This window comes from Acetobacter tropicalis (genome assembly GCF_030644465.1).
Classification (GTDB): Bacteria; Pseudomonadota; Alphaproteobacteria; order Acetobacterales; family Acetobacteraceae; genus Acetobacter; species Acetobacter tropicalis.
Genome location: NZ_JAUYUW010000001.1, coordinates 483,584 through 502,672, shown reverse-complemented (window position 1 = coordinate 502,672; position 19,089 = coordinate 483,584). Strand labels below are relative to the sequence as shown.

Below are 19,089 nucleotides of genomic sequence, written 5' to 3'. Positions count from 1 at the left end.
GACGTGAAGAAAGACAAACACCCATGGGCCTGATTCGCGCCGTGTTTGATGCCACTTTTCGTCAGGGAGGTGCGCGCCTCAAGCCTGTGGGACCGCGCTGGCCCCTGCTTCTGTTTCATGTGGATACGGGCGGCTGTGGTGGGTGCGGTATGGAACTCCAGGCATTGGCAACCGGCCCCTATGATGCTCAGGGCGCGGGGTTCGGGTTTGTGCAGTCTCCCCGTGCGGCTGATGTTTTGCTGGTAACGGGTGCAGTGACACGCAGCATGATGCCTGTTCTGGAAGCCACATGGCAGGCCATGCCGACTCCGAAAGGGCTGATCTGCGTGGGGAATTGTGCTGTGGATGGAGGGATGTTCACAGAAAACTACGCCGTAATGGGCGGACTGGACCGGAAGGTGCAGATTGATCTGCGTATTCCCGGCTGTCCGCCTTCACCGCACGATGTGCTGGAAGGTCTGTTTTCCCTGTTTGGGAAGCGGTTGGAAGAGAATGCCTCAGCCGGTCAGGATGAGGGAGTGGGTTCGTCTTCCACGTCTTCCTGAAGGTCTTCCGCTGCTTTTTTCAGCTTGAAGAAGCTCAGGCGGCTTAACGGCAGCAGCGCCATATAAATCACGCCAGCCGCAGCCAATGCCCCCCATGGGTCTGCCACCAGCACGGCGGCATAAGCGCCAGTGCCCAGCATAACGGGCAGCACAAAATGAGCAGGCACCTTGAAGTTCTTGAAAGACCAGACCGGCAAGGTAGACACCAGCAGGAACGCGGTGCTGATCAAGGTAAAGCTGGGCAGATAGGCAAGCCGGGTGAACTTGTAGAGCCAGACAATATCCAGCTTTTCCGCTTCCAGCCCCAGAAACATTGGAAACAGGGCGAGACCAGCACCGGCTGGTGCGGGAACACCGGTAAAGAAATTGCTGGCGTATTTGGGTTTTTCCTCGGCTTCATCCAGCGTCGCGTTGAACCGGGCCAGCCGCAGCGCCATACAGACCGTAAACATCAGGCACGGCAGAAACGCGTAGCGTCCGCCATCCCGCAAGGCCCAGAAATACAGCAGGAAGGACGGAGCGACACCAAAGCAGACAAAATCTGAAAGGCTGTCAAATTCCGCACCAAAACGGGTAGAGCCGCGCAGCAGACGGGCAATGCGGCCATCCAGACCATCAATGAAGGCCGAAATGAGCAAGGCAATTCCCGCAGCCTGAAACCGGCCATCCACAGCAAAGCGCATGCCGGTCAAACCCGCACACAACCCAAGCATGGTCAGAATATTCGGGATCAGGCGATTGAAGGATGGTCCCTTGATCTTGTTCCGCACACGCCGCCGTAACCGCTTGCGCCTCAGGCCACGCGGACGAGGCTGAGCATTTTCCGCAGCCGCGCCATCAGGCGTGCCTGTCTGGGCGGTGCCATTCGCCAGTGAGGACGTGCTGTTTGCACTGTTCTCAGACGCATGGGGAGGAAGCGCTCCTGTTGCCGGAGTAATTGTGGCACCGGCAGGCAGATTGCTGTCAGAAGAGGATGTGGAAGAAGGAGGCTGCACTGTCACGGCGATCAGAGACGCGCCATCACGGTTTCACCGCCCACCATGGTCTGACCAACGGAGACCAGAGGCTCAACCCCTGGCGGCAGATACAGGTCCGTGCGGGAGCCAAAGCGAATCAGGCCAAACCGTTCCCCGGCTTCCAGTTGCATGCCTTCCGTGACACTGCACACAATACGGCGGGCCACCAGCCCTGCAATCTGCACCACCGCCATCATGCGGCCATCCGGCAGCGTGAGGCTGAGGGCGTTGCGCTCGTTCAGTTCAGACGCCTTGTCCAGACTGGCGTTCAGGAACTGGCCCGGATGATAGGCAATGCGGGTCACAGTCCCTGCTGCGGGTATTCTGTTCACATGTACATCCAGCACGGACAGGAACGTGGCAATGCGCCACACAGGCACCGGGCTCATACCCAGTTCAGCCGGAGGAGCAACTTTTTCAATAGAAACAATGCGCCCGTCAGCCGGTGCGACCGCAACATCCGCACGGGGAGGGGTAATGCGCTCCGGGTCACGGAAGAAATACAGGCAGAAGCCAAAGAACAGGCCGCTGGCCGTGCCCAGTAGCTTCAGTTTGGGGCAGGACAGTTTTTTGGCCAGATAGCGCGTAGCCAGTGTGGCGGCACCAGATGCCAGAAGGAAAGGCCGCGCTTCCGGGTGGGGAGGGGCCATAACCATTTTAAGAGAACCAAGAAGAGACATCAGGAAGTCCTTATGAAGTGAGCCGGGGCATGAACAGAAACAGGGGCGGCTGCCAGCCGTTCCCTGTCTGTGGTCTGGGTCAGGCCGCGCCTGCCAGTGCCTCACGCACGGCGATGAAAGCCGCATCGGCTGCATCGGCATTCGGGCCGCCTGCCTGCGCCATGTCCCGTCGGCCACCACCGCCTTTGCCGCCCATGGCCACACTGGCCGCACGCACCAAGGCAACGGCGTCTACTTTTTCAACAGTTTCGGGCGCCACGGCAGCGACAACACTGCCTTTGTCACCCGCTGTTGAAATCAGCACCACAACATCCGCATTGCCCTGCTTCAGAATGGTTTCTGCAAGCCCTTTCAGTTCACGCGGGGCGGTGTCCCCCACGTTGCGGCTGGCCAGTCTTACGCCGCCAACGTCTTCCACACCGGCGGAGGCGGCATTGCCTGCTGCCAACTGGCGCTGAAGCTGGGAAATCTGCCGTTCCATGGTGCGGCGTTCTTCCAGCAGCAGGGCCAGACGTTCCGGTGCATCCGCTACGCTCACCTTCATCATGGCGGCCATCTGGTTGAGGCGCTGCTCATTGGCGAGGGAAAGCGTTTCAGCCGCTTTGCCTGCAACGGCTTCAATACGGCGCACGCCAGCAGAAACGCCGTTTTCCGCCGTAATGCGGAACTGGCCGATATCGCCCGTGCGGTTTACGTGCGTGCCCCCGCAGAGTTCGATCGACCATGCGCTTTTGTTGCCATCGGCACCGCCCATGGACACCACGCGCACTTCATCACCGTATTTTTCGCCAAACAGGGCCATAGCCCCTTCAGCCACGGCTTCTTCTGGCGTCATGGAGCGGGTGACCACCTGGGAGTTCTCACGGATCAGGCGATTCACCTCAGCTTCCACTTCCGCAAGTTCTTCCGCCGTGATGGGGCGCGGCTGGCTGACGTCAAAGCGCAGGCGGTCTGGCGTGTTCAGACTGCCTTTCTGGGCAACATGCGTGCCCAGCTTGCGGCGCAGAGCCTCATGCAGCAGATGCGTGGCGGAGTGATGCGCACGAATGGCGGAGCGGCGGTCATGATCCACGGTAGCCGTTACGGCCTGACCGGGGCGCAGTGTGCCTTCGGTCACGGTACCATAATGCACGATCAGATCACCGGCTTTTTTCTGCGTATCGGTTACGGCAATGCGCAGGCCGTTCGCTGTAAGGGTGCCGGTGTCTCCGGCCTGCCCACCACTTTCTCCATAGAATGGGGTCTGGTTGAGCAGCACGGCCACTTCCGCACCAACCGGGGCTTCTTTCACAAAGCCATTGCCCACAACCACGGCCTGAACTTCGCCATCAGCCTGTTCTGTGCTGTAGCCAAGGAATTCAGACGCACCAAACTTGTCGCGTGCTTCAAACCACACAGTTTCAAGCGCCGTATCGCCAGAGCCTACCCAGGAGGCACGGGCGCGTTCACGCTGCACGGTCATAGCGGCATCAAAGCCTTCCACGTCCACCGGGTGACCGCTGCCGCGCAGGGCGTCCTGTGTCAGGTCAAGCGGGAAGCCGAACGTATCATACAGGCGAAAGGCAACGTCACCCGGCAGGGCAGCGCCCGGCGTGAGTTTGTCGGTTTCTTCCGCAAGCAGGCCCAAGCCGCGATCAAGCATGGCTTTGAAGCGTTCTTCTTCACCACGCATGGTTTCACGGATCAGAGCTTCACCCTGCACCAGTTCAGGGTAAGCCTGACCCATCTGCTGGATGAGCACGGGCAGTAGTTTGTAGAACACGGGCTCGCGCGTGCCCATCATGTGCAGATGGCGCATGGCGCGGCGCATGATGCGGCGCAGCACATACCCTCGGCCATCCTTGGAGGGCAGAACACCATCGGCAATCAGGAACGCTGTTGAGCGCAGATGGTCCGCCACTACGCGATGACTGGCTTTGAACGGGCCATCAACGCTTTGGTGGGTCAGATCCGCAGAAGCCTGGGTCAGAGCCACAAACGTGTCGGTATCGTAGTTGTCGCGCTTGCCCTGCATGATGGCGGCAAAGCGTTCCAGACCAAGGCCGGTGTCAATGGAAGGGCGGGGCAGCGGAGAGCGCACGCCCGGCGGATCTTCAAAATACTGCATGAAGACCAGATTCCAGATTTCCACAAACCGGTCCCCGTCTTCATCAGGGGAGCCAGGGGGGCCACCGGGAACATCTGGGCCGTGATCAAAGAAAATTTCGGAGCAGGGGCCGCAGGGGCCGGTGTCACCCATCCGCCAGAAATTGTCAGAGGTGGGAATACGGATAATGCGGCTGTCATCCAGCCCCGCAATGGAGCGCCACAGTCCGGCGGCGTCTTCATCTTCAGAGAAGACGGTCACCAGCAGTTTGTCTTTCGGCAGGCCGAAATTCTTGGTCACCAATGTCCAGGCGAGTTCAATCGCTTCGGGCTTGAAATAATCACCGAAGGAGAAATTGCCCATCATCTCAAAGAAGGTGTGGTGCCGGGCTGTATAGCCTACGTTATCCAGATCGTTATGCTTGCCGCCTGCCCGCACAACTTTCTGCGCTGTGGTAGCGCGTGAGTAGGGGCGGGTTTCCTGCCCGGTAAACACGTTCTTGAACTGCACCATCCCCGCATTGGTGAAAAGCAGGGTGGGGTCATTGCGCGGCACCAGAGAAGAGGAAGGCACAATCTGGTGCCCTTTCCCGGCGAAATACTCCAGAAAGGTGGTGCGAATTTCGTTTGTGGTCAGCATGGCGTGAGGCAGACGGTCCTGAAACTGGTTGGGCGCGTGAATTCCCAAAGCCAGCCTTTTCCGGATGCTCCGAAAAAAGTTTGCTTCAGGGACAAGTCCTCACGGCCAGGTAGAAAGCACCCAAGCTTTCCTTAACCCGTTGCCAGATGTAGCGCACCCGGCGCGTTACCGGAAGGGGTTAGCGTTCAGCCCCGCCTTATCGTCATATTAAGACTCAGATGTGGGGTTTTTGTGTGACGTTGACACGTCCACACTCAGTTCAGCCAGTTCCAGGGCGGACTGAGGTGGTTTTTCTTTGAACACCATTTTCTGGCTGAGATTGAAATTGGCGAACATGCCTGCCAGCGCACCGGCTGCCAGAGCCAGCACCGGGTAGGTTACGCACAGTGGCACGGTATAAAACAGGGTGTAAACCGTGCCGCGATTAAGCAGGAACCCAAAACTGTTGGCGGTAAGAAAGCGCAGCCATTGCAGGAGCGGGTGATCATGCAGGCCAGCGCCTTTGAAGGTCCATAGCCGGTTGAGCAGCCAGTTCAACGTGGCGGCGACAAAATAGGCGACCAACGTTGCAGCACTAAGCCCGATTGCTGGACGCAGCGCGTAAACCGTGCCGGAATCCCAAAGAAACCCTAACCCGCCTACGGTGCCGAATTTCAGCAACCGCATGAGCTTGGTTCTGGTCAGGCCAAAAGGGAGGGGAGACGGGGCGGTCTGGGTCACGCCATGGGCCTACGCGAAAGGAGAAGGGGAAAACAAGACAAAAAAAGAGGCACCCGAAGGTGCCTCCTCTTTTGATCACGAAGATCAGACCGAATTAGTGGAGGATGATTTCCACGCGACGGTTCTGAGGTTCGCGGGTGTTCGGGCCGGTCGGCACCAGCGGCTTGGATTCACCATAACCGTGGACGTCGATCGCGGTGGCCGGCACGCCGTCACGGATCAGTTCAGCCTTCACGCTGTCAGCACGACGCAGGGACAGACCCAGGTTGTACTTTTCACCGCGCGGACCAGGGTGAGCAGCGGAGTTATCGGTGTAACCGTTAACTTCGATGCGGGTCGTCTGAACGTGCGTGGAAGCTTGAGCAGCTTCAGCAACGATCTGGCGGGCGCGAGCCGTCAGGACAGACTTATCCCAGTCGAAGAACACCAGGTAGGAGCGAGCCGGCAGCGGAGCCGGAGCAGCAACAACCGGAGCCGGCGGCGGCGGCGGCGGAGCCGTATCGAACGCGTAGCGCAGACCCAGGATGAACTGGTGGTTGAAGCGGTGATCGAAGTTCGTGTTGCCACGACCGCGCTGACCGTTGGCATAGGTTGCCGTGGAGGTGAATGCACCGTCCGTGAAGGAACCCGGCTGGCCGATCATACGGTATTCCGTGGTGATCTGCAGGCCCGGAACGCCAACATCATAAGCCGCACCGACGATGCCCTGGTAAGCAAAGCCACCGTTCGTGCCGCCCAGACGGCTGGTGTTGCCGTTACGGAAGTTGGACTGTGTCGGGTTGTAATGCTGCCACAGGTAGCCAGCACCGATACCAACGAACGGGGTAACCGGAGCATCGATACCGAACTGCTTCAGGTCGATATCATACAGCAGGTTGATCAGGCCACCGTAGGACTGGTCGCTACCGCGAGTGTGGCTCGCTGCAGCGCCGCTGCGGTGATCAATGTTGGAGTAGTTGTACACGCCTTCAACTTCAGCGCGCAGGCCGTTGCCGAAGCCCCAGCCGAATGCACCGAAACCGGTGAAGCCAGTGTTGTGACGGTACTGAGCGGAGCTGCCGTTCGTGTAGCTGTCACCACCACCGAAACCGGAAGTGTGAGCATGCTGATTCTGGACCAGGTTGTAACCACCGCCCAGGTCAACATACGGGCCTGTAATCGTGGTGGCAGATGCGGCCGCCGGAGCCGCTGCCATCAATGTCGTTGCAAGTAACGCCGTGCGGAGACGCATTTTTTCGTCCTCAATATTTCATCTGTTCGACTCTGCCGCCAACCATTCAGCGGTCAGACCCAGCAAGATGCCTAAAGCCGTATAAAACGATCGGTTCCAAAATAGAAACCCGAAGCTTCATACTCTTGGTGATTAGAAGCCATAACCGTGTTTTCTTTGCAACAGTTCATTTCGGTTTCCCAAGATGTCGTGGTTGCATGGAAGTAATCAGCTTTAAACGTCCTGCTATGAACATTGCGTATTAGCGAATGCCGCGCCTCTCTCCCGTCTGAATAAGGCGGAATTGAGGCGTGGATACTTAATTGCCACAGGTGGGTAAAGTTAAGTGGCGGTTTTCTAGGGCGCGCAGCCATCTTCAAGCAGTACCTCGCGCACCAGTTCAGCCGGTACATCCCGTGATGTAAAAGCCTTGCCGATTCCGCGCACCAGAACGAAAGAGAGACGACCGTCCTGCATTTTCTTGTCCCGCTGCATGTGGACCATCAGGTCAGTTGCGCTGAACGAGTATGGCAGGTTTCTAATGCGTGCAGGCATGCCCAGCGTCTCCAGATGGGCAGTTACCCGCTCCAGGTCTGCCTGAGGGCACACCCCCAGCTTAACGGAGAGCGCAAAGGCCAGACGCAGCCCGATGGAGACTCCTTCTCCGTGCAGGAGGCGGCCGTCATAACCCAGTTCAGCCTCCAGAGCGTGGCCGAACGTGTGGCCCAGATTCAGCAGGGCGCGCCCATCCGAGCCTTGTTGTTCCCGCTCATCCGCCGCCACAACGCGGGCTTTGAAGGCGCAGGCCTGTCGTACGGCTTCCGTCTGGGATTCGGGATCAAAATTCAGGACCGATTCCCCGTGCTTTTCACACCATTCAAACAGGGCCGGGTCTCCGATCAGGCCGGACTTCACAATTTCGGCATAACCCGCGCTCAGTTCCCTTTTGGGCAGAGTTGTCAGTGCCGATGCATCTGCCAGCACACTTAACGGTTGATGGAACGCGCCGAGGAGATTCTTGCCCCAGCGTGTGTTGATGCCGGTTTTCCCCCCAACGGACGAATCAACCTGAGAAAGTAGAGTTGTGGGAATCTGCACAAAGGGAAGGCCGCGCAACGTGGTGGCTGCTATAAATCCGGCAAGATCCCCTACCACGCCGCCGCCCAGAGCAACGATGGTGGTTTTACGCTCCACCCCTTCTTGTAGAATCTCATCTACCAGCCGTTCATAGGTGGCAAAGCTTTTGGACTGCTCTCCTGGCTGCACGATAAGAGTGCGGAACCGGATGCCTGTATCCTGCATGGAGGCTTCCAGTCGGGGCAGATGCAGGTCAGCGACGTTTTCATCCGTGATAATGATGACACGCTTCTGCGGCAGAACGGGGGCCAGAAGCGCACCCGCCCGGCTGATCAGATCCGTGCCGATCACCACATCATAAGCCGTATGGCTCAGGCTGACAGGCAGGCGTATGGGCCGGCGGGAAAGCGCCATGGCTTCAATCACGCGGGAAGTGCTGTGGTCCACGTTGTGGTCTCCGCAATCAACAATAATGTCCGCTTCCGCATAAATGGGGTGCCGGACGGTCATCAGCCGTGCCAGCACATCACGCGGGGGGGCTTCATTCAGCAGGGGGCGATGGTTGCGACCCTGCACCCGGCGCAAAAGAACAGGTAGGGGACAACGCAGCCAGATGGAAATGGCACGTTCGCGCACCAGGTTGCGGGTACTTGCATCCATATACGCCCCTCCGCCGGTGGCCAGCACCATGGGCGGCCCTTCCAGAAGGCGGCGGATGACGCGGCGTTCTCCATCACGGAAGGCGGCTTCTCCATACAGGCGGAAAACATCGGCAATGGAGCACCCGGCGGCGCGTTCTATTTCAATATCGGCATCAACAAAGGGCAGACCCAGCCGTGTGGCCAGCCTGCGGCCAACGGTGGTTTTGCCAGCGCCCATCAGGCCAACAAGAACAATGCTGCGCCCGGAAGGGATAAGCCCGGTGCTGTGCCGGTTGCCAACCCTTTCCAGATCAAGCGGAATCGGCGGTGGGTCCGCCGTATCGTGTGGGGGATACGAGATACGTGATGACATGAAACGCAGCTTACCATAGAGCAGGGAGAACACACCTATCTCTGTTGTTATGGAGCAAAGCCTCATGAACCGTATGGTTCTCATTGTTGCAGCCGTGGTCTGCGTTGCCCTGGTAGGCGGGTTTGCAGCACTTGGCCTGACCGCCCATCCTCCTGTGCCTCAGGCCGTGCATCGTGATGTGGCTCTGGCCGCACCGCCTGCGGCAGCCCCGGCCCCGCTGGCCCCTGTTCCGGCTCCGCCGCCTGCGCCCGTTGTAACGCCTGTGGCCCCGGTGCAGCAGCCTGTGGCCGCTCCGGCCGCGTCTGCACCTGTGCCAGCAGGCGCTGCTCCTGCTGCACCGGCAGCCGCTCCTGCCCAAAAATAAGGGTGCTGCTGTAATTATGTCTGGCAGCCGCGAGACGGAGCTGTTTCTGGAAATGCTGGCGGCAGAACGGGCCGCCGCACCGAACACGCTTTCTGCCTACGCGGCTGATCTGGAGTCCTGCTCTGCTTTTCTGGTGGCGCAGGGTATGTCTCTCATCGAGGCCGATACCAGTAGTCTGGCTGCATGGATGGCTGACCTGGGGGCGGAAGGGCAGGCACGGCGCACTGTGGCGCGTCGGCTTTCCTGCATCAGGCAGTTTTATCTGTTTCTGCTGCGCGAAGGGATGCGGGCCGATAATCCTGCCGCCCATCTGGAATCGCCTCAGCCGGAATCGACACTGCCGCATTTCCTCTCCGAATCGGAGGTCGTGGCGCTGATCGAGGCTTGTGTAGCCCCCGCCGAGGCTTCTCCGGCCAAACAGCGCCGGGCGTTGGTGGCGCGGGCGGCGCTGGAATTGCTCTACGCCTCCGGCCTGCGGATTTCCGAACTGCTAACCCTTCCTGCCGATGCCCTGAAAAACGAAAAACCCATGCTGGTGATTCGCGGGAAAGGCGGGCGGGAACGTCTGGTGCCCATCTCGGCCAGCGCGCGGGAGGCTGCTCTGGCATTGCGGGCATGGGATCAGGCGTTGGAAAGCCCCTGGTTGTTTCCGGGCCGGGATGCGCGCCGCCCCCTTACCCGGCAGGCCTTTGATAAAATCCTGCATGAAGTGGGCTGTCAGGCGGGGATTGATCCTGCCCGGCTTTCTCCGCATGTGCTGCGCCATTCCTTTGCAACCCATTTGCTGGCGCATGGGGCGGACCTGCGGGCGTTGCAGATGCTGCTGGGGCATGCGGATATCGCCACCACCCAGATTTATACGCATGTGCAGACCGAACGGCTGAAAAAGGTGGTGGAAACCTATCACCCGCTTGCCACACAGAGCGAAAAAACGCGCGAAAAAGCAGGCTGAACCATCTTCGTGCCAAGCATGATGCACGAAGTGGCTTGGTTTTACGCGTGACTGTGCTATCCGCTTTGCCCATGCGTCAGTTCCTGGATTTCGAAAAGCCCGTCGCCGAACTTGAGAACAAGATCGACGAACTGCGGCAAATGACCGACCCGAACGGGGTCAATATTGCAGAAGAGACGGCCCGCCTTCAGGAAAAGGCGGAAAAGCATCTGCGTTCCATCTATGCCAAGCTTACGCCATGGCAGAAGGTGCAGGTGGCTCGTCATGCGCAGCGTCCGCACACGCAGGACTATATCAATGCCCTGCTGACCGAATTCACGCCTTTGGCAGGGGATCGGCTGTATGCGGATGATAAAGCCATTATCGGCGGTATTGGCCGCTTTGATGGTATGCCCGTGGTGGTGATCGGGACGGAACGTGGTTCTGATCTTGAAACACGCCTTGCCCATAATTTTGGCATGGCGCGGCCGGAGGGCTACCGTAAGGCGCAGCGCCTGATGAAGCTGGCCGGACGGTTCAACCTGCCGATTCTCACCTTTATTGATACCGCTGGCGCATGGCCCGGTATTGACGCGGAAGAACGTGGGCAGGCGGAAGCGATCGCCCGTTCTATTGAAGTCTGTCTTGAAGCGCCTGTGCCGCTGATTGCGACCGTGATTGGGGAAGGCGGATCAGGCGGGGCCGTGGCTCTCGGCGTGGGAGACCGCGTTATGATGCTGGAACACGCCATCTATTCCGTGATCTCGCCTGAAGCCTGCGCCTCCATTTTGTGGCGTGATCCAAAACAGGCCAGCACGGCGGCTGAAACCCTGAAACTGACGGCGCAGGATCTTTATCGTCTGGGTTTGATCGACCGGATTATTCCAGAGCCGATTGGTGGTGCCCAGCGTGCCCCGCAGGAAGCGCTTGATGCAGTCAAGCAGGCTCTGGGCGATGAACTGAAGGAGCTTGTGCCTCTGGCTCCTGCACGCCTGAAAGAACTGCGGCGTGAGAAATTTCTGGCAATGGGGCGTGAAAGCCTGAGCTGATCAGGCTTTTCCCTAACTGACCGGATCAGGGCGGTGGTTCTCCTTCAATGGGGTCACCGCCTTTTTCTTTGATCAGCGTGTAAATGGCCCGAGCAGCCTCATTTACATCATCCGTATTCTGGCCTTTGGCAACCAGCGCCACACCCCGGCGTCCATCATCCCGATGGAAGGGGTAGGACCCCAGATCCAGCGCGGGAAACCGGTTCTGGATGGCTTCCAGCCCGTCCGCAATCGTGCCTTCAAACAGGGAGGTGGTGTACCAGGTGCGGGAAAACACGGGGTTGCCACGTTTAAGGGTAGGGGCAAGTTCATGGAACATCGCCCGCATGATGCGGGGCACCCCGGCCATGACATGCACGTTGCCAATGCTGAACCCTGGCGCGCGGGAGACTGGGTTGGGGATGGGCACGGCGCCGCGGGGTAGTTTGGCCATGCGCTGGCGGGCCGCGTTGAAGTCCTCACCAAACTGTTCTTTCAGCATGTCATAGGTTGCCGGGTGGAATTCCCACGGCACCCCAAATGCCTCTGCCACACAGGGGGAGGTAATATCATCGTGCGTTGGGCCGATGCCGCCGGTGGTGAACACCTCGTCAAATCGGGCACGGAACTCCACAACCGTGTTTACAATCGTTTCCCGCACGTCTGGAATGACGCGGATTTCCCGTAGGGGAATGCCCAGTTCCCCCAGGTTTGTGGCCAGAAACTGGATGTTGTCGTCCCGGGTGCGGCCAGACAGGATTTCGTTCCCGATCAGAATAAGGGCAGCGATACGACCCATGAAAATCGGTCCTTTCAGCAAGGTCTGATGGTTGGGAGCAGAAGATGTGTGGCAGGATGGAACGGGCTTTCTGCGGGGTCAATGCTTCAGAAAAGCGCAAACACACCGCAGGCTGTGTGTGTTTATGGATTGACCAGCCGCTGCCCAGTTCATAGCTTTCGCGCCATGTCAGATAGCCGTACAAAAACCGAACCCACCCTTCCGCGCGCCTGGCCCTTTGAAGAGGCGCAGAAACTTGCCACGCATGTTGAGGCCCGTACGGCTAAAGCCGGGGCGGATGATGATGCACGGCCCGCCCTGCTTGAAACCGGCTATGGCCCTTCTGGCCTGCCGCATATCGGCACGTTTGGTGAGGTTGCGCGCACATCCTGGGTGCGGCAGGCCTATACGGCGCTAACCGGCCGCCCGTCCCGGCTGCTGGCGTTTTCTGATGACATGGATGCGTTGCGGAAGGTGCCGGATAACGTGCCCAACCGCGAGATGCTGGAAAAGTTTATCGGCCAGCCGCTCTCCCGCGTGCCCGATCCGTTTGGTACGCACGAGTCGTTTGCGGCCCACAACAACGCGCGCCTGTGCAGTTTTCTGGACAGCTTCGGCTTTGATTACGAATTTGCGTCATCCACCCAGTATTATACCAGCGGCAGGTTTGATGCGGCGCTGAAGCGCGTTCTTGAAGTGCATGAAGAAGTGGTGGGCGTGATTGCTCCCACTCTCGGGCCAGACCGCCGCGCCACGTACTCGCCCGTGCTGCCCCTCCACCCGCGCACGGGTGAGGTGATGCAGGTGAAAATGGACGCCGTGAACCCGGAAGCCGGCACGGTGCGCTGGACAGACCCCGCCACGGGCGAACAGTTTGAAACGCCCGTAACCGGTGGCCATGCCAAGATGCAGTGGAAGGCGGACTGGGCCATGCGCTGGTACGCGCTTGGCGTGGATTATGAAATGTCCGGCAAGGATCTGATTGATAGCGTACGCCTGTCTGGCCGCATCTGCCGTATTCTGGGGGGCGAGCCCCCTGCAGGTCTGACCTATGAGCTTTTTCTGGACGAGAACGGCCAGAAGATCTCCAAGTCCAAGGGGAATGGGCTTTCTGTGGAAGAATGGCTGCGTTATGCGCCGCAGGAAAGCCTTGGGCAGTTCATGTTCAATCAGCCGCAACGCGCCAAGCGGCTGTATTTTGATGTCATCCCCAAAACGGCGGACGATTATCTGACCCATGTTGAAAAGGCCAAGGCGCTTCAGGCCGCAGACCCCAAGGGGAATGACCTGCGTGCCAATCCGGCGTGGTTCATTAACAAGGGTGAAATTGCCGAAAACGCAGGCTCTCCGGTCTCCTTCGGCATGTTGCTGAATCTGGCCAGTGTGGCCAATGCGGAAACCCCGGAAGTGCTGTGGGGCTTTATCCGCCGGTATGACGCAACGGTTTCGCCCGAAACACACCCCATGCTGGCGTGTCTGGTGCAGCACGCCATTGCCTATTACGCTGACTTTGTGCGTCCGGCTAAAACCTTCCGTGCCCCAACGGACAAGGAACGTACTGCACTGGTTGATCTGGCGAACAGCCTGCGTGGGTATGAGGGTGAAGCGGCGGATGCCGCCACCTTGCAGAATCTGGTGTTCGAGATTGGCAAGCGGCACACATTCGAGCCGCTGCGGAGCTGGTTCGGCTGCCTGTATGAGGTTCTGCTGGGCCAGAAGGAAGGGCCACGCTTTGGGGGGTTTGTCGCCCTTTATGGCGTGCATGAAACCGTGGCGCTGATTGAGGCCGCATTGCTGCGAGAGCAGCAGGCCTAAGCGCGGATTTTTGTCTCCATGGTGAAGACTGTATCCTCATCACCGCAAGGACAGGAGCCGGAACACAAGCCTAAACCTCAGGGATGGCGGCGGTGGCTGAAGCACCTGCCGCATCTTGTGGGGCTGCTGCTTATGGTGGCCGCCATTGCCGTGGTGCAGCATGAACTGCGGCATTTGCGCATTGCCGATATCCGGCGCGCCATGGAGGCTATTCCCACGTCGCGCATGTGGCTGGGCGTGGCGTGCACCTTTCTGTCCTATTTTGTACTCTCGTTTTATGATCGGTTGGCCGTGGTGCAGGTGGGGTATGGACAGTTGTCCTACCGCCGCACGGCGTTTGCGGCTTTCTGCTCTTACGTGCTCTCCCACAATCTTGGGTTTTCTGCGGTTTCCGGGGCGGCGGTACGCTACAGGCTGTACCGTAACTGGGGGGTAGGCTCCTTCGCTATTGCGCAGATTATCGCCTTCTGTTCCGCCACCTATCTGCTTGGGGCGGCGGTGCTGATTGGCGGTGTGCTGATCTGGGAGCCCTCAGTCATTCCCATGGCGGGCAACCATGTGCCTGGGGCGGTGCTCACGCTTGTGGGTGTGCTGCTGTGGCTGGTGGTGCTGGCTTATATCGGGCTGGCCTTCCGGGTGAGGGAGTTCACCTTCCGCAAATGGACCATCTCCCTTCCGTCTCCTACCATGGCGGTATTGCAGACGGTGGTTGCCGCAGCGGATGTGGCGGCAACGGCTGCCATTGCCTTTGTGCTGCTGCCACCTGAAGCCGGAATAGATTACGGGTCTTTTCTGGCCATCTACATTGCCTCCTACACGGCGGGACTGGTGGCGAGCGTGCCGGGTGGTCTTGGCGTGTTTGATGGTGCGATGCTGCTGGCGTTGGGGCCTTATATGCCCGCGCCGCAGATTTTGGGCGTCGTGCTTATTTTCCGCCTGTTCTACTACATTGTTCCGCTTTTTCTGGCGGGTATCATGTTTGCCGCGCATGAACTGTTCCTGCGCGGAGATGATGCGCTGGCGGCCAAGAAGCGTAAGAAGCAGGCACATCCCGACCAACCGCGCCGGGTGCGCCCCAGCCAACTGGTGCGGGAAAGTGAAGCCGGGTTCTCCGTTGCCGTGGCAACAGGCACGGTCTCTCTGTGCGGGATCATGCTGGTCTGTCTTGTGCTGCTGGACCCCGTTGCCAAATACGCGGTGGTGGAAGGGCCTTTGTTCGGCTGGGTGGGGGCAATCAGCACCTATCTGCTCTCGCTGATGGGGGTAGGGCTGATCGGGCTGGGTATTGGTCTCTCCCAACGGGTGACGCTGGCATGGCGCGGCACGCTGCTTCTGCTGGTGATGGCTGCCGTCATGACCTTCCTGCGGGGCAATACGGTTTTTGTGCCGGTCATGCTTGGGTTGTCCGCGTTTCTCATCGCGCCCTTCCGGTCCTGTTACTATCGCCACGCGCGCCTGTTGAGCGAACCTCTTTCAGCGTCCACGCTGCTGTCTTTGCTGTTGCTGTTCGGGTGTGTGATTGCACTTGCCACACGGCATGGGGCGGGAAGCTGGTGGCAGATGGTGTTTGTCTTCCCCGCATCCGGTGCCGCACGGTGGACGGTGGCCCTTGCTGTGCTGCTGGCTCTGGTGGTCATCGGGCGGCTTATGCTGCCGGGGCGCATTGCCATTCAGGAATGGGATGCTGAAGCCTATGAGCGTTACCACACGCTTGATCATGCGCTCTCCACTGTGCAGGACATGCATCCGGAAGGCTATGTGACGGGTGAAGCCGGTGAGGCCGTGATTCCCTTGTGCCGCCGTGGTGCGTTTCTGGTGGGGCTGGGTGATCCTGCTGGTTCTGAAGATGATAGTGTTTCCGCCATCTGGCGGCTGCGGGATGTGGCCTTGCAGGAAGGGCTGAAGCCAGCTTTCTGGCAGGTGGGTAATACCTTTGTGCGCATCTATGATGATATCGGGCTGAATGTCTGGCCGCTGGAAGGCAGCAACGGCTTGAATTTCTGTTGCCCGGCAGATGATATTGCACTCGCTTCCCGCGTTATCGCCTCCTATAAGGGCGGCGATGCCGAGCCTCCTGTTCCGGCGTCATAACCGTTTTTCGACCGGCTCCTTCAGGTGCCGCATAATCTGGGTTAAGGGATGTCCGCTCATTTTACCGCCTCTTTCCTGTCAGGAGGAGGCGTTATGCCGGTTGCTACCACCGCAACAACATCCTTCCTGCTGGCGTTTCCTGCGCTGTTTTCCATCGTCAATCCGCTTGGGGCCTCGCTTATTTTCGCGCAGGCCACGGCAGGCCGCTCCCGGCGTGAAATTCTGGCATTGGCCAAGCTGGTGGCGTTCTATTCTTTCATCCTGATGCTGGCTTCCATCTGGCTGGGCGGCAAGGTTCTGGTGTTCTTTGGCATTACCGTCAGTGCCTTGCGGGTGGCTGGGGGGCTGGTTGTGGCTGTGCGGGCGTGGAACCTGTTGCAAAGCCCGGAAAGTATGGAAGCCCAGAAGGAAAAACAGGCGTTGCAAGGCGGCAAGACTGTTATGTCTCCCAACTGGTCAGATGCAGCATTTTTTCCGCTGGCCATGCCGTTCACCGTGGGGCCGGGCACCATTGCTGTCGCTATTGCGCTGGGATCAGGCTGCCCGGCAGGCGAATCGTTTCTGGCCTATGAAATGGGCATTACCATTGCTGCTGTCTGCGTGGTGCTGATTGTGTGGGCCGCCTATTCCGGCTCTGAAAAGCTGGTGTCCATGCTGGGCGTGACAGGCACCCGTATTGTCAGCCGTCTGGCCGCACTGGTCCTGCTGTGCATTGGTGTGCAGATTCTTGCTGCCGGTGTGCAGGGTTTTGCTGTGGAAATCTGGCAGCATATGAAGACGGCCTGATTTCCACCGTCTTCTTCTCAAAAGTGCTGTGAGACCCTGACGGCAGAAGGCTGCGTTGGTTACAGTGTATCTGACTTCTGCCGAGGCCCTTCTGCTTTGGAAACTCCCGCCTGCCTTCAACGGGGGAGAGCAGGCGGCCTCTGAGGCTTTCGGTCCTATTCGGGCACAATCTGCGTAACAGACCATTCATGCGCGTTAAGCCGGGTTTTTAACCGTTCAAGCTGCGCTTTCGCCTGTTCGGCAAAGCCAAAGGGCGGCTTGATAACCAGCAGCCTGGAGCCGTTCAGGCGGTCCGGATCAACCGGAGGGCGCATCAGCAGTTCTGCCGCCAGAATGTCTCGCACCCCAGCATCCTGCAACGCCATATGAAACGCCCGTACGGGTGTCCGATGTTTGATGGGATACCAGATGGCGATCATCCCATTGGAGAAGCGGGCCTGAATGGTCTGCACGGCGTTTTCCAGCCGAGCGAACTCGTTGGGTTCCTCAAATGGCGGGTCAATCAGCACAAGGCCCCGTTTGGCTGTCTGCGGCGGGAGGAGAGCCCGCAAGGCCTCATACCCATCGCGCTCATGCACGGTGACATTCGGGGTGCGGGTAAAGATTCCATAGAGTCTGCGTTTGTCTTCGGGATGTTTTTCGCAGCAGAGCAGGTGATCCTGCTCCCGCAGCATCATGGAGACCAGCAAAGGTGAACCGGGATATATCTCTGGGCCGCCTGCTTTCCTGACCAGATCCAGCCACGGCGCGAGCGGACTGTCAGGCCCTTCTTCCGTCAAAAGCCCGATGCCGGTCCGCCATTCCTGTGTTTTTTCGGCTTCCTCGCAGCGCAGATCATACCGGCCGATACCCGCATGCGTATCCAGCACCATGAAGGGCGTGGGTTTGCGCAGAAAACTGCCAATCAGTGACACCAGAAGCGCATGCTTCATGCAGTCGGCAAAGTTTCCGGCGTGGTAGGCGTGGCGATAATTCATGCTGGGATATCCTGCGGGGCAAAGCGGGCGGCCATGTCTTCCAGCGGCCAGCGGGGGCGAGGGCGAAGGGCTGCGTCGTCGGGCTGTGGCAGGCCGCGTTCGGCGGCTTCACGGCAGGTTTCCAGTGCAGCCCAACCCACCATCACGGCGTTATCCGTGCACAGGCGCAGGGGCGGGGCGGCAAACTGCAAACCATGCCGGGCGGCTACGTCTTCCAGCCGGGCACGGAGCACCGTATTGGCGGCAACACCGCCAGCGGCAACCAGCAGTCTGGCTTCAGGCATCATGCGCAGGGCATGTTCCATCCGGTTGGCGACCACATCAGCAACGGCCTGCTGGAAGGAGGCAGCCAGATCCGCCGCAAACTGACGGGGTAGGGGAGCTTGCCCATATGGGGCCAGTTTCTGCGCAATGGCTGTTTTCAGGCCGGAGAACGAGAAATCACAGCCTTCACGGCCCATGAGGGGACGCGGGAGCGGAATGGCCGTGGGGTCTCCCTCCCGTGCCAGTTTTTCCAGTGCCGGGCCACCAGGCCAGCCAAGGCCGAGCATTTTGGCAACCTTGTCAAACGCCTCGCCCGCAGCATCGTCAATCGTGCCGCCCAATTTGCGGTAACGGCCTACCCCTTCCACGGCAATGCACTGACAATGGCCGCCGGAAACAAGCAGCAGCAGATAGGGGAAGGCCGCGCCACCGGGCACAAGGCCAGGCAGGCGGGCTGTCAGGGCATGCGCTTCCACATGGTTGACCGCCACAAAGGGCTTGCCCAGCGCCAGCGCCATGCCCTTGGCAAAACCGCTGCCAACAATCAGCCCCCCAATCAGCCCCGGCCCCGTGCTGGCGGCAATCAGCCCGACCTGCTGGGGTGTGAGGCCCGCATCCTGCAAGGTGGCCTGCACGAGTCCCGGCAGCAGAGCCAGATGGGCGCGTGCGGCAATTTCTGGCACCACCCCCCCGAAATCTGCATGACCGTCCTGAGACACAACCCGTTGGGCGAGGCACTCTCCGCTGGCGGAGAGAATCGCGCAGGCGGTTTCATCGCAGGAAGATTCTATGGCGAGCACTGGCCCTGGCATGGGTGCGGCGTGTGTGCTGGAAGTAGGGTCGGGCATGCTGTGCTCAGAGGCTGAATTTGAAAGGTTCATGGTTTTTTCAGGATATGCCGGGGAAGAGACATGTGAGGATTATGGTATGGTCGCGCTGTTCGGCGGGATGCCAGAAGCCTTTGTGGCGAGGTCTCTCCCGTATTTTTCAGATGTACCGTATAAAGGGCTGGCAAAGCGTTGCGTGGCCGGAATGTCGCGTGGCGTGGCGGTGTAGCCACCGGGGGCG

17 protein-coding genes are annotated in these 19,089 nt (G+C 59.5%); 8 read left to right on the top strand and 9 right to left on the bottom strand.

Going from position 1 to position 19,089, the window contains the following annotated elements:
- Positions 1-23: 23 nt before the first annotated feature.
- On the top strand, positions 24-545 hold the full coding sequence (locus tag QWU00_RS02250; protein WP_035379321.1) for an NADH-quinone oxidoreductase subunit B family protein: 522 nt from the start codon (positions 24-26) through the stop codon (positions 543-545).
- Here the strand turns inward: QWU00_RS02250 and QWU00_RS02245 are convergent.
- The 6 genes from QWU00_RS02245 to aroB all read right to left on the bottom strand — a co-directional run bounded on the left by QWU00_RS02245 (position 506) and on the right by aroB (position 8,987).
- Complete coding sequence (locus tag QWU00_RS02245) at positions 506-1,342, bottom strand: CDP-alcohol phosphatidyltransferase family protein (RefSeq protein WP_035379471.1); 837 nt, start codon at positions 1,340-1,342, stop codon at positions 506-508. The genes QWU00_RS02250 and QWU00_RS02245 overlap by 40 nt on opposite strands.
- A gap of 209 nt (positions 1,343-1,551) precedes the next feature.
- Complete coding sequence (locus QWU00_RS02240) at positions 1,552-2,241, bottom strand: phosphatidylserine decarboxylase (protein ID WP_035379319.1); 690 nt, start codon at positions 2,239-2,241, stop codon at positions 1,552-1,554.
- 79 nt (positions 2,242-2,320) lie between these two features.
- Positions 2,321-4,966 (bottom strand): alanine--tRNA ligase, encoded by a 2,646-nt coding sequence (gene alaS, locus QWU00_RS02235; RefSeq protein ID WP_035379469.1) that lies wholly within the window; start codon positions 4,964-4,966, stop codon positions 2,321-2,323.
- 207 nt (positions 4,967-5,173) lie between these two features.
- Entirely contained in the window at positions 5,174-5,632 is a 459-nt protein-coding gene (locus QWU00_RS02230; protein ID WP_150395532.1) for a GtrA family protein, read from the bottom strand.
- Between the two features lie 148 nt (positions 5,633-5,780).
- Positions 5,781-6,917 (bottom strand): OmpA family protein, encoded by a 1,137-nt coding sequence (locus QWU00_RS02225; protein ID WP_035379315.1) that lies wholly within the window; start codon positions 6,915-6,917, stop codon positions 5,781-5,783.
- Between the two features lie 336 nt (positions 6,918-7,253).
- A complete protein-coding gene (aroB, locus tag QWU00_RS02220) occupies positions 7,254-8,987 on the bottom strand; it encodes a 3-dehydroquinate synthase (protein WP_081939020.1) in 1,734 nt (577 codons plus the stop codon).
- A 64-nt stretch (positions 8,988-9,051) separates the two neighbouring features.
- Between aroB and QWU00_RS02215 the strand changes: the two genes are divergently transcribed.
- The 3 genes from QWU00_RS02215 (at position 9,052) to QWU00_RS02205 (ending at position 11,331) form a co-directional block, all read left to right on the top strand.
- Positions 9,052-9,351 carry a hypothetical protein gene (locus QWU00_RS02215; RefSeq protein WP_035379312.1) on the top strand — a complete coding sequence of 100 codons (300 nt, stop codon included), beginning with the start codon at positions 9,052-9,054 and terminating at the stop codon, positions 9,349-9,351.
- Between the two features lie 13 nt (positions 9,352-9,364).
- Positions 9,365-10,303 carry a site-specific tyrosine recombinase XerD gene (locus QWU00_RS02210; RefSeq protein WP_081939012.1) on the top strand — a complete coding sequence of 313 codons (939 nt, stop codon included), beginning with the start codon at positions 9,365-9,367 and terminating at the stop codon, positions 10,301-10,303.
- 71 nt (positions 10,304-10,374) lie between these two features.
- A complete protein-coding gene (locus tag QWU00_RS02205) occupies positions 10,375-11,331 on the top strand; it encodes an acetyl-CoA carboxylase carboxyltransferase subunit alpha (protein WP_035379307.1) in 957 nt (318 codons plus the stop codon).
- Between the two features lie 25 nt (positions 11,332-11,356).
- Here QWU00_RS02205 and QWU00_RS02200 read toward each other — a convergent pair whose 3' ends face one another.
- Positions 11,357-12,109, bottom strand: coding sequence for a competence/damage-inducible protein A (locus tag QWU00_RS02200; protein WP_035379305.1), 753 nt, complete (start codon positions 12,107-12,109; stop codon positions 11,357-11,359).
- Between the two features lie 165 nt (positions 12,110-12,274).
- On the opposite strand from QWU00_RS02200, the gene QWU00_RS02195 reads away from it, so the two are divergent.
- Genes QWU00_RS02195 through QWU00_RS02185 form a run of 3 tightly spaced genes read left to right on the top strand, consistent with a single transcriptional unit; the run spans position 12,275 to position 16,780 of the window.
- The gene (locus QWU00_RS02195) at positions 12,275-13,903 is read left to right on the top strand and encodes a lysine--tRNA ligase (protein WP_035379465.1); all 1,629 of its coding nucleotides are present in this window, start codon (positions 12,275-12,277) and stop codon (positions 13,901-13,903) included.
- Between the two features lie 18 nt (positions 13,904-13,921).
- Positions 13,922-15,994: a lysylphosphatidylglycerol synthase domain-containing protein gene (locus QWU00_RS02190; protein WP_035379303.1), complete on the top strand. Its 2,073-nt coding sequence runs from the start codon at positions 13,922-13,924 to the stop codon at positions 15,992-15,994.
- A 48-nt stretch (positions 15,995-16,042) separates the two neighbouring features.
- Positions 16,043-16,780: a MarC family protein gene (locus tag QWU00_RS02185; RefSeq protein WP_035379300.1), complete on the top strand. Its 738-nt coding sequence runs from the start codon at positions 16,043-16,045 to the stop codon at positions 16,778-16,780.
- Positions 16,781-16,935: 155 nt separating this feature from the next.
- Here QWU00_RS02185 and QWU00_RS02180 read toward each other — a convergent pair whose 3' ends face one another.
- Both QWU00_RS02180 and tsaD read right to left on the bottom strand, forming a co-directional pair.
- The gene (locus QWU00_RS02180) at positions 16,936-17,757 is read right to left on the bottom strand and encodes a 23S rRNA (adenine(2030)-N(6))-methyltransferase RlmJ (protein WP_035379298.1); all 822 of its coding nucleotides are present in this window, start codon (positions 17,755-17,757) and stop codon (positions 16,936-16,938) included.
- Positions 17,754-18,869: a tRNA (adenosine(37)-N6)-threonylcarbamoyltransferase complex transferase subunit TsaD gene (gene tsaD / locus QWU00_RS02175; protein ID WP_052051281.1), complete on the bottom strand. Its 1,116-nt coding sequence runs from the start codon at positions 18,867-18,869 to the stop codon at positions 17,754-17,756. Before tsaD ends, QWU00_RS02180 begins: the two co-directional genes overlap by 4 nt.
- A gap of 79 nt (positions 18,870-18,948) precedes the next feature.
- Between tsaD and QWU00_RS02170 the strand changes: the two genes are divergently transcribed.
- Positions 18,949-19,077, top strand: coding sequence for a hypothetical protein (locus QWU00_RS02170; RefSeq protein ID WP_254909362.1), 129 nt, complete (start codon positions 18,949-18,951; stop codon positions 19,075-19,077).
- Positions 19,078-19,089: the final 12 nt, after the last annotated feature.